General features: G+C 71.6%; 9 protein-coding genes. All 9 read right to left on the bottom strand.

The window, feature by feature from the left end:
* Window positions 1-874 (bottom strand): hydantoinase/oxoprolinase N-terminal domain-containing protein (locus HW577_RS13445; protein WP_332837680.1); only part of this gene is annotated, 874 nt, incomplete at its 3' end.
* Window positions 861-2,621 carry a hydantoinase B/oxoprolinase family protein gene (locus tag HW577_RS13440; RefSeq protein ID WP_198376647.1) on the bottom strand — a complete coding sequence of 587 codons (1,761 nt, stop codon included), beginning with the start codon at window positions 2,619-2,621 and terminating at the stop codon, window positions 861-863. The genes HW577_RS13445 and HW577_RS13440, both read right to left, overlap by 14 nt.
* A 9-nt stretch (window positions 2,622-2,630) precedes the next feature.
* The gene (locus HW577_RS13435) at window positions 2,631-3,599 is read right to left on the bottom strand and encodes an ABC transporter ATP-binding protein (RefSeq protein WP_332837679.1); all 969 of its coding nucleotides are present in this window, start codon (window positions 3,597-3,599) and stop codon (window positions 2,631-2,633) included.
* Window positions 3,592-4,563 carry an ABC transporter ATP-binding protein gene (locus HW577_RS13430; protein WP_198376645.1) on the bottom strand — a complete coding sequence of 324 codons (972 nt, stop codon included), beginning with the start codon at window positions 4,561-4,563 and terminating at the stop codon, window positions 3,592-3,594. The genes HW577_RS13435 and HW577_RS13430 overlap by 8 nt, the downstream gene beginning before the upstream one ends.
* Window positions 4,560-5,402, bottom strand: a complete 843-nt coding sequence (locus tag HW577_RS13425; RefSeq protein WP_198376644.1) for an ABC transporter permease — start codon at window positions 5,400-5,402, stop codon at window positions 4,560-4,562. The genes HW577_RS13430 and HW577_RS13425 overlap by 4 nt, the downstream gene beginning before the upstream one ends.
* On the bottom strand, window positions 5,399-6,412 hold the full coding sequence (locus tag HW577_RS13420) for an ABC transporter permease (protein WP_198376643.1): 1,014 nt from the start codon (window positions 6,410-6,412) through the stop codon (window positions 5,399-5,401). The genes HW577_RS13425 and HW577_RS13420 overlap by 4 nt, the downstream gene beginning before the upstream one ends.
* A gap of 9 nt (window positions 6,413-6,421) precedes the next feature.
* Window positions 6,422-8,002 carry an ABC transporter substrate-binding protein gene (locus tag HW577_RS13415; RefSeq protein ID WP_198376642.1) on the bottom strand — a complete coding sequence of 527 codons (1,581 nt, stop codon included), beginning with the start codon at window positions 8,000-8,002 and terminating at the stop codon, window positions 6,422-6,424.
* A 168-nt stretch (window positions 8,003-8,170) separates the two neighbouring features.
* Window positions 8,171-9,472: an LLM class flavin-dependent oxidoreductase gene (locus tag HW577_RS13410; protein WP_198376641.1), complete on the bottom strand. Its 1,302-nt coding sequence runs from the start codon at window positions 9,470-9,472 to the stop codon at window positions 8,171-8,173.
* Window positions 9,473-9,568: 96 nt separating this feature from the next.
* Window positions 9,569-10,476: Bug family tripartite tricarboxylate transporter substrate binding protein (locus HW577_RS13405; RefSeq protein WP_198376640.1), on the bottom strand; the 908-nt coding region annotated here is incomplete at its 5' end.

Below are 10,476 nucleotides of genomic sequence, written 5' to 3'. Positions count from 1 at the left end.
TATCGACGGTGATGATGTCCCCGATGCCGGCCGCCGCCGCGACGGTGCGCGCGCCGACGACGCCGGCCGCGGGACCCGACAGCGCCGTCTGCGCCGGGGCGCGGCGGATCGAAGCCGCGCCCGCCACGCCGCCATTGGATTTCATCAGCAGCAGCGGCGCGGCGATGCCGGAGTCCGCGAGGCGCCGTTCGAGCCGCGCGATATAGGTCGAGACCGCCGGCATGACGGCGGCATTGAGCACCGTCGCCATGCTGCGCTCGTATTCCCGCACGACGGGGAAGACATCGACCGAGGCGGTCAGGGCAAGGCCCGGCGCTTCCTCCGCCAGGATCGCGAGCGCGCGGCGCTCATGCGACGGATTTGCGAAGGCGTGCAGGAAGCACACGGCGATCGCCTCCGCCCCCGCCGCCAGCGCGCGGCGCGCCGCGTCGCGCACCGCGGCCTCGTCGAGCGGAAGGAGTTCGCTGCCATCCGCGGCGATGCGGCCGGCCGCCTCGAAGACCAAAGCGGGCGGGACGGGCCGGCGCGGCTTCACCCAGGCCCACAGGTTGTCGCGCCGCGGCAGGTCGGCGCGGCCGATCTCGAGCACATGGCGGAAGCCGGCATTGGTCAGCAAGGCGGTGCGCGCGGTGCGGCCTTCCAGGATCAGGTTGGTGGCGACCGTGGTGCCGTGCAGCACGCGGCCGATCTCCCCCGCCCCGCGCCCGGCGGCGGCGAGCGCCTGCGCGACGCCGGCGACGAAGGCCTCGGACGGGTCGCGCGGCGTGGACGGCGTCTTGGCCGTCCAGGCGCGGCCCGTCGCGGCGTCCTGCAGCGTGACGTCGGTGAAGGTGCCGCCGATATCGACGGCGACGATCAGGTCACGCGACGGCATCGCGGTACTCCCGCCGGTGGAACAGTGCGGCGGGCGGCCGCTGCGCGCGCAGCGCGGCGGTTGCCGCGGCATCGACCGCGCCGTCCCGGATCGCGACGCCGTAGTCGCGCGCCGCCGCATCCGCGCTGACGAAGCCGCCCAGCACGTCCTCGAGCACGCGCTCGGCCGGGCGGTCGAAGGGATGGCCCCAGCCGCCGCCGCCGCCGGTCTCGATGCGGAACACGTCGCCCCTGCGCAGGATGGTGCCGTCCGACAGCGGCGCGAGGATGCGTTCCGCCGCGGTGCCCGGATTGACCACGGCGCGGCCGGACCCGCCATTCATCCCGCCCGCGACGCCCCAGGGCGGGTTGCGCACGCTGTCGATGCGCACGGCGAGCATCGCCTCATCGGCCAGCACCTCGAATTCGCGGACCACGCCGCAGCCGCCGCGGTGCAGCCCCGGCCCGCCGGAATCGAGGTTCAGCCCGTAGGCGCGCAGGCGGACGGGATAGGTCAGTTCCATGAACTCCGCCGGGTAGTTCTCCTGCGCCACGAAGTAGACGGCGTCGGTGCCGTCGGCGAAGGGGCGCGCGCCATAGCCCACGCCGATGCCGTCGCTGAGCAGGAAGCGCTTGCCCTCGGCGACGCCGCGCAGCGCGATGACGACATAGGCCGAATGCGCGGCCGGCGCCTCCCCGCCGCGCGCGACGGCCACGAGGCCATGCAGCGCGGCAAGCAGCCGCATCATCGTCAGCCCGCGCAGGCCTAGCGGCGCCGGCGCGCGCGGGGCGAGCAGCGAGCCTTCCCGCAGCAGCACGCCGTCGATCGCGCGCGGCCCGCCGGCGTTCAGCACCTGGCCCGGCTGGCCCTGGAGCACGTAAAGGCCGAGCGCCATCCCGGGCACATCCGGGTGCATCAGCAGGTTCACCGGGCCGGGCGCCTGGTCGTCGGTCTCGGTCGCGTCGAAGATGAAGCGATCATCCTCGGTCCGCGTCAGGGCGAGGCGCAGGGTGAAGGGGCCGTTGCCCTGCCCGTCCGTGTCGATGGCATCCGCGAAGCGCGTGGTGCCGACGGGGAAGATGGCGCGCAGCCCCGCGCGCACCGCGGCTTCCGTGCGCGCGAGCAATTGGCCGAAGGCGTCGGCCAGCGTCGCCGCGCCGAAGCGCCCGGCCATCTCGGCGAGCCGCTTCTCGCCGAGCCGCACGGCGGCCATGAGCGCGCGCGTGTCGCCCTGCGATTGCGTCGGGAAGCGGCTGTTGCGCCAGAAGGTGCGCAGCAGGTCCTCATTCGTCTCCCCGCCGCGCATCAGGCGCACGGGCGGGACGATGATGCCTTCCTGGAAATGATCCGTCGCGTCGGGGCTGATCGAGCCCGGCCGGAGGCCGCCGATATCGGAGAAATGCGCCCAGCCCATGACGAAGCCGACGCGCCGCCCGTCATGGAAGGCGGGGGCGAGGAAGACCTGGTCGTTGGAATGGGAGACGGCGCCGCGGCTGCCGTAGCAGTCGTTGTACCAGTACAGGTCGCCTTCTCGCATCGTCTCGATCGGATAGCGTTCGGCCACGGGGCCGACGATGTCGCCGAAGATCGGCAGGTCGCTGCCGACCGCCATGGCGCCGTCGGCGTCGAACAGCGCGGTGTAGAAATCCTTCTTCTCGCGGATGAAGGCCGACATGGCGGTGCGTTCGAGCAGCGCCTCCATCTCCGCCTGCGCGGCGCGGGCGGCGCCGCGGATGATCTCGAGCGTGACGGGGTCGCAAGCGGTCATGGTGCAGCCTCAGGCGGCGAGTTCGCGCCAGCGCAGGCAGGCGACGGCGTGGCCGGGCTCCGCTTGCTCGATGGCGGGCACGGTGCGGGCGCAGTCGGGCGTGGCCTCGGCACAGCGCGGATGGAAGCGGCAGCCGCGCGGGACGGCGGCGAGGCTCGGCGGATCGCCCGGCAGCGACGGCCCGCTCTCCCGCCCATCGAGATGCGGCGCGGCAGCTAGTAGCGCGCGCGTGTAGGGATGGCGCGGCGCGGCGAACAGCGTCTCCACCGCCCCCTGTTCGACCACACGGCCGAGATACATCACCGCGACGCGGTCGCAGACGCGCCGCACGACGGACAGGTCGTGCGAGATGAACAGATAGGTCAGGCCGAAGCGCGCGCGCAGGTCGCGCAGCAGGCGCAGCACCGCGGCCTGGACGGACAGGTCGAGCCCCGCGGTGGGTTCGTCGAGGATCACGACCTTCGGCCGCAGCAGCAGGATGCGCGCCAGCCCGATCCGCCGCTGCTGCCCGCCCGACAATTCATGCGGGTAGCGGTCCGCGAGCGCCGCATCGAGGCCGACGGCGCCGAGCGTCTCGGCGATGCGCGAAGCCTGTTCCGCGCGGTCGGTCACGCCATGGATTGCGAGCCCTTCGGCCAGCGTCGCGCCGACGCGCCACCAGGGGTCGAGCGCCGCACCCGGATCCTGGTGGACATACTGCACGGCGGCGCGCGCGCGCCGCGCCGTACGCGGGTCCATGCCCGAGACACGCTTGCCGGCGAGCCGGATCTCGCCCTTGCTCTCGCGCTGCAGGCCAAGCAGCGCGCGCGCGAGCGTCGTCTTGCCGCAACCGCTCTCACCCACGATGCCGAAGGTCTCGCCTTCCTCGACCGAGATGTCCACGCCATCCACCGCGCGCACGCCGGGACGGTTGCGCAGCAACCCGCGTCGCGCGCCGAGTTCGACCGCAAGGCCCGTGGCACCCAGGATCTCAGCCACCGATCGTCTCCGGCAACGGGTCGGCGTGCCAGGGGCAGGCCACGGCGCGGTCACCCGGCAATGGCAGCAGCGGCGGCGGCTCGACCACGCAGCCCGAATGAATGATCGGACAGCGCGGATGGAAGCGGCAACCGCCCGGCTGCGCTGTCGCCGCGGGCACGGTGCCGGGAATGCCAAGGAGATCCGTCGCACGGTCCGGGTGGCAGGCGAGCAGCAGGCGCGTGTAGGGATGGCGCGGCGCGTCGAGCACATCCCGCGTCGGCCCGGCTTCCGCGACGCGGCCGGCATAGAGGACAGTGACCTCGGCGCAGAGATTCGCGAGCACGCCGAAATCATGCGTGACGAAAAGCAGCGAAAGTCCGCGCTCGACGACCAGGCCGCGCAGCAGCGCAAGAATCTCCCGCTGTGTCGTGACGTCGAGCGCGGTGGTCGGCTCGTCGGCGATGATGAGCGCCGGGTCGCAGGACATCGCGGCGGCGATCAGCAGGCGCTGGCGCTGCCCGCCCGAGAACTGGTGCGGATACTTGCGCAGCGCCGCCTCCGGATCCGGCAGTTGGACGGCTCGGAAAAGCTCGACGAGCCGCCGCTTGTGCTCGGCGCGCGACCCACGCGCGTGGCGGCGCATGATCTCGAGGATCTGGTCGCCGGCGCGGAAGACGGGGTTGAGCGAGAGATAGGGGTCCTGCGGTACGAAGCCGATGCGCCCGCGCGCGGACGCCGCGCGGTCGGGAAGGATGTCCCGCCCCTCGAACAGGATCCTGCCCTTCGGTGGCTCGGCGCCGCGCGGCAGGATGCCGAGGATGGCGCGCAGCAGCGTCGACTTGCCGCAGCCGCTTTCGCCGACCACGCCGACGGTGCCGCCGCGCGGCACGGTGATCGATACGTCATCCAGGATATCGGCGATGCCGCGATCCGAGCGCAGGCGCACGCCGAGCCCCTCCACCGCAAGCACGGGCGCGCTCATCGGCGGGACCGCCGCAGCCGCGGGTCGGCCGCGTCGCGCAGCCCGTCGCCGAGAAGGTTGAAACCAAGCACCAGCAGCAGGATCGCAAGGCCCGGAAAGGTCGGGAACCACCAGGCTTCCGGCAGGTGCTGCCGCGCCTCCGACACCGCGAGGCCCCAGTCGGGCGAGGGCGGCGCGGCGCCGACGCCGAGGAAGCCGAGGATCGCCGCGGTCAGGATGGTGAAGCCCATGCCGATCGTCGCGCGCACCAGCACGGCCGGCGCCGCGTTGGGCAGGACATGCAGGAACAGGATACGCGAGGGACGCGCGCCGATGCCCGCCAGCGCATCGACGAAGAGCGCGCTGCGCAGTCGCCGCGTCTCGGCGAAGACGGTGCGCGCGAAGAACGGCCAGTAGGTCAGTGCAAGCGCGACCATGGCCGCCGCGATGCCGGGCGCGAGCAGCTGCCCGAGCGCGAGGGCGAGGATGAGCTGCGGCACGGCGAGGAACACGTCCGTCACGCGCATCAGCGTCTCGGACAGCCAGCCTTCGCGCCATCCGGCGGCGAGCCCGATGGGCACTCCGATCGCCATCGCGGCCACAACGACCGAGACCGCGACAAGCAGCGCATTGCGCGTGCCGAGGATGACGCGAGAGAGGATGTCGCGACCGAGATTGTCCGTCCCGAAGGGATGTTCGGCCGAGGGCGGTCGCAACCGGCGCAGCAGGTGGCTCTCGAACGCGTCGTCCGGATAGGGGGCGAGCCATGGCGCGAAGATCGCGACGACGACCGCGAGCAGCACGATGGCGAGCCCGAAGGTCGCGACCGGGTCGCGCAGCAGCAGGCGGAGCGCGTTCACCGCGCATCCTCCGCGACGCGCGGGTCGATCAGCGCCTGGGCGACGTCGACCGTTACGTTCACCACGGCATAGACGACGCCGACCACCATCGTGACGGCGAGCAGCGCCTTGTAGTCGGCGGACAGGATCGCCTGGACGGCATAGGTGCCGAGGCCGGGCCAGTCGAAGATCGCCTCCACCGCCACGGCACCGGAGATGAGCGCGCCGAAGAGCAGCCCGACCTGCGTGACCACGAGCGTGACCGCGTTGCGCAGCACATAGATCGCGGCGAGACGAATCCGGCCATAGCCTGCCGCGCGGGCGTAGAGGACGAAGTCCTTCTGCAGCGTCTCGAGCACGCCGGAGCGGGTGAAGCGCGCGATGGTGGCAAGCCCCGGCAGGCTCAGCGTGATCGCGGGCAGCGCGAGGTGGCGCAGCGCGTCCATGAACATGTCGGGGCGCCCGGCCACCAGGCTGTCCACCAGCACGAAGCCGGTGACCCGTGGCGGCAGCCCGGTCGCGACATCCACCCGCCCGCGCAACGGCAGCACGTCGAGATCCATGGAGAAGACGAGTTGCAGCATGATCGCGAGCCAGAAGGAGGCGATGGCAAGCCCGCCCACCGACAGCAGCCGGACAAGGTGGTCGACCGGCCCGTTGTGGTTCAGCGCGGCGACGAGGCCGAGCGGAATGCCGAGGAAGGTCGCCAGGAACAGCGCCGCGAAGGTCAGTTCGAGCGTCGCGGGCAGGCGCTGGGCGATCTCCTCCGCCACCGGGCGGCCGGAGAAGATGCTGCGGCCGAAATCACCGGTCAGCACCTGCCGCACATGGATCACGGCCTGTTCCAGGATCGGCCGGTCGAGCCCGTATTGCGCGCGGAGTTCGGCGATCTGCGCCGGCGTCGCGCCGTCGCCCGCCAGCGTCGCCGCCGGGTCTCCCGGGATGACCCGGGAGAGCACGAAGGTCAGGATGACCAGCCCGAAGAGTGCCGGCAGCGCGAGCAGCAGCCGGCGGAGGACATAGCGCGCCACGCGGCGCGCTCAGTTGGCCAGCGACATCAGCCGGATCTCACCGCCCGAGCCGACCGGGGAGAACTGGTAGCCCTCCACGCGCCGCGTCAGGCCGCGCAGGTTCAGCGTGTTGTAGACCCAGATGTCCGGGCTGTCGGCGAAGATCTGGCGCGTCGCCTGCTGGTACAGCTGCTCCCGTTCCGCACGGTCGAGGCTGGCGCGCGCGCGGCGCAGCAGGGTGTCGACCTCGGCATTGGTGTACCAGGCGCTCGCCTTCCAGGTGCCGTGGAACTGGCTGTCGTACATCTGGCCGACCCAGTTCTCGGGATCGACGAAGTAGGTCGAGACCCAGTGGATCCACATGTCGGGCGTCGATTCCGCCCGCGCGGTGGCGGAGGTGATGTTCGCCCAGGTGTTCGGCACGATCCGCAGGTTGATGCCGATGCGCCGGAGGTCGGCCTGGAACATCTGCGCCGCCTGGGTGGTCTGCTCGAGCTCCGACTGGATGTGGATCTCGATCTCGCGTCCGATCGGCGCGCCGGCGGCGCGGGCGCGGTCGCAATGCTGCCGCGCGGTCTCGAGGTTGAAGGCGTAGGGCGTGAGGTCGGGCGGATTGCCCCACAGATTGTTGGGATTCGGCCCGCCATTACGCACGACGAGGCCGCGCAGGATCACCTCGTTGAAGCCCTGGTAGTTGAAGGCATGGGCAAAACAGAGCCGCGCATCGCGATTGTCGAAGGGCGGCTTGCGGTTGTTCATGCGGATGATGAAGACGCGCATGCTCTCGTCGCGCGCCACGCGTGTGCGGGCGTTGCGGTCGACACGCTCGACCTGGTCGGTCGGCAGGTAGGAATCGGTGGCGTCGATCTCCCCGCGCAGCAGCGCGAGGACGCGGGTCGAGGTCTCCAGCACCGGCCGGGCACGCACCTGCTCGATCGGCCGCTGGTTGTGCCCCCAGCCCATGAAATGGTCCGGGAAGCGTGCCAGGTCCATCGACACGCGCGTCTGGTAGTTGGCGGGATCGACGCGATAGGCGCCCGAGCCCGCGCTGTTCGCGGCGAGCCAGGTCGCCCCCCAGTCGTTGTTCGCCACGTGCGGGGCGAGCGCGCGCTGGTTCACGATGGCCACAAGCGGTATCGCCGAAAGGAACGGCGCGTAGGGGCTCGAGAGCACGAAGCGGACCGTGCGCGGGCCGGTTGCCGTCACGTTCTCGGCGCGCAACACCGGCGTGAAGGCGGCCGCGGGCGCGCGGTTCATCGCCAGCAGCCGGCGGAAGGAATAGACGACGTCATCGGCCGTCATGGCGCTGCCGTCGTGGAAGCGGATGCCTTCGCGCAGCGTGAAGTCCCAGGTCAGGCCGTCGGCGCTCGTCGTGTGGCTCTCGGCGAGCCAGGGCACGAGCTGCGGCGGATTGCCCTGGTAGCGGTAGAGGCCGTCATAGACGTTGAGGAGCACGAACTGGCTCGGCACGTCGAAGATCGCGTGCGGGTCGAGTGTCGCGGGAAGCGTGTCGCCCCAAACAAGCGGCCTTTGCTGCGCGAGCGTCGGTGCGACGGGCAGCGTGGCGATGGCAGCCGCCAGGACGGCAGCACGCAAGCGACGAAAGCCCATGCTTCGGTTCTCCCTTGGAGGCTCGACCGGGACATTTGAGACCCGCATGCCGAGGCAGGCAAGCCACCTTGCGCCGAAGCGACGCAGGCGGGACGCGGCGCCTGCCGCTTCGGCAGGCAGCGGGCCCGCGGATCCGCACGCGCGGAACGCAGCCACGGCGATGGACGCTCAGCTGTATCGGCTGCGCGGCATGTCGAGCCCGAGATGCCCGCGCAGGGTCGTCGCGGTGTATTCCCGGCGGAACAGGCCGCGCCGCTGGAGTTCCGGCACCACCTCGTCGACGAAGCCGTCGAAGGCGCCTGGGAACCAGGCGGGCAGGATGTTGAAGCCGTCCGCCGCGCCGCCCTCGAACCACTCCTGCAGCGTGTCGGCGATGTCGGTCGCGGTGCCCGCGATCACCCAATGCCCGCGCGCCGCCCCGGTCAGGTTGTGCAGGTCGCGCCAGGTCATGCCTTCCCGCCGGGCCTTGGACAGCATGGCGCGCGCGAAGCCGTGCGAGGTGTCGGGCAGCGGCAGGTCCGGCACCTTCTCATCCGGCGCGAAGCCGGAGACATCGATGCCGAGGCGGCTCGAGAGCAGGCTCGCCGCGTTGGTCGAGGTGACGAAGGATTGCAGGCGGTCCAGCACGTCCCGCGCCTCCTGCCGCGTTCGGCCGAGGATGGGCATCACGCCGGGCAGCACGGCGACATCCTCGGCCCGTCGCCCGAAGCGCGGCATGCGGGACTTCAGCGCGGTGTAGGCGGCCTTCGCCTCATCGAGGTCCTGCACCACCGAGAAGACGACATCCGCCGTCCGTGCCGCGAGCTCGAGGCCCGGCTCCGACGATCCCGCCTGCAGCACGATCGGCCGCCCCTGAGGGCAGCGCCCGATGTTGAGCGGTCCCTGGACGCGGAAATAGGTCCCCTCATGGTCGAGCCGGTGGACCTTCGCGGCGTCGATGTAGCGCCCGGTCGCGCGATCCGCGACGATCGCGCCGTCCTCCCAGCAGTCCCAGAGGCCAAGCACCACATCCACGAATTCCTCCGCCACGCGGTAGCGCTCGGCATGCGGCGGATGGTCGCGCCCGAAATTCGGTGCAGCGCGTGGATTCGAGCTCGTCACCGCGTTCCAGGCGGCGCGCCCGCCGCTCAGATGGTCGAGCGAGGCGAAGTAGCGCGCGACGTTGAACGGCTCGTTGTAGCTGGTCGAGGCCGTCGCGCCGAGGCCGAGATGCTTGGTGGTCGCCGCCAGTGCGGCGAGCATGGTGATCGGCTCGAAGCGCGCGGTGAAGGACGGGTGGTCGTTCGCCCCGGCCTGAAGCCCGTCGCCGAGGAACAGCAGGTCGAAGCAGCCGCGCTCGGCGATGCGGGCGATGTGCTGGATGACGGGAAGGCTCTGGAAGCTGTCATACGCGTCCGGCATCCGCCAGCCGGCGATGTGGTTGCCGGTGCCGAGGACGAAGACACCGAGATGCATCTGCCGCGTCGACATCCGAACCCTCCGACAACCCGATGGTGCGCAGCCTTGCCGTCGTCGCGCGGCATGGCAAGTCCGCGCGACCGGGCGGCGGGGAAACACCGCGCCCCTTCAGCCCAGCGTGATGCCCGCGGTGCGGATGACCTCCTCGGCTGTCCGCCGCTGTCCCCCGAGCCAGGAACCGAACTCCTCCGGCGAATTGCCGACCATGATCGCGCCCGCGGGATCCATCCGTGCGCGAACCGCCGGCGCGCGAGCGGAAACCCGGGCCACCGCGGCAAGCCTCTCGATCGCCGCGCCCGGCGTGCCGGCCGCGGCGAAGAGGCCGTTCCAGTCCGTCAGGTCGAAGCCCGGGAAGCCCGACTCCGCGAGCGTCGGGACGTCCGGCAGGGTCGGCACGCGCGCCAGGCTCGTCACGGCCAGGATGCGCGCGCGGCCGGACTGGACCGGCGGGCGGATCGAGGAGGTGGTGATCAGCACCGCGTCGACGCTGCCCGCCATGATGTCGCGCGCCGCATCCGCGCCGCCGCGATAGGGCGCATGCACCAGGCGAATGCCCGCCTGCCGCTCGAAGGCGGCGAGCGCGAGATGCCCCATTCCGGCCGCCGGCGGCGTGCCGACCGAGATGGTGGCCGGGCGCGCCTTCGCCAGTTCGATGAATTCCTGGATCGTGCGCGCGGGAAAGTCGGTCTTCACCGCGATGACCTGCGGGAAGAAGGAGACGAGCGTGACCGGCACGAAGGCCGTCGCGTAGTCGAAGGGCAGGTCGCGCATCAGCACCGGGTTGGTGAGCTGGTTCGCCGCGTCGATCAGGAAGGTGTAGCCGTCGCGCGGGGCCTGCAGCGCCGCGTTGGCGGCGATGACGGCGTTCCCGCCGGTGCGGTTCTCGATGACGATGTTCTGGCCGAGCGCTTCCTGCATGTCGGCGGCAATGGCGCGCGCGGCGGTGTCCGCGGCGCCGCCGGCCGCGAAGGGCACGAGCCAGCGGATCGGCCGCGCGGGCCAGGCGCCCTGCGCGA

Origin of the sequence: Neoroseomonas rubea (assembly GCF_016106015.1) — a bacterium.
Classification (GTDB): Bacteria; Pseudomonadota; Alphaproteobacteria; order Acetobacterales; family Acetobacteraceae; genus Neoroseomonas; species Neoroseomonas rubea.
The sequence above is the reverse complement of the archived record's forward strand: the minus strand, read 5'-3'. Positions and strand labels throughout refer to the sequence as shown.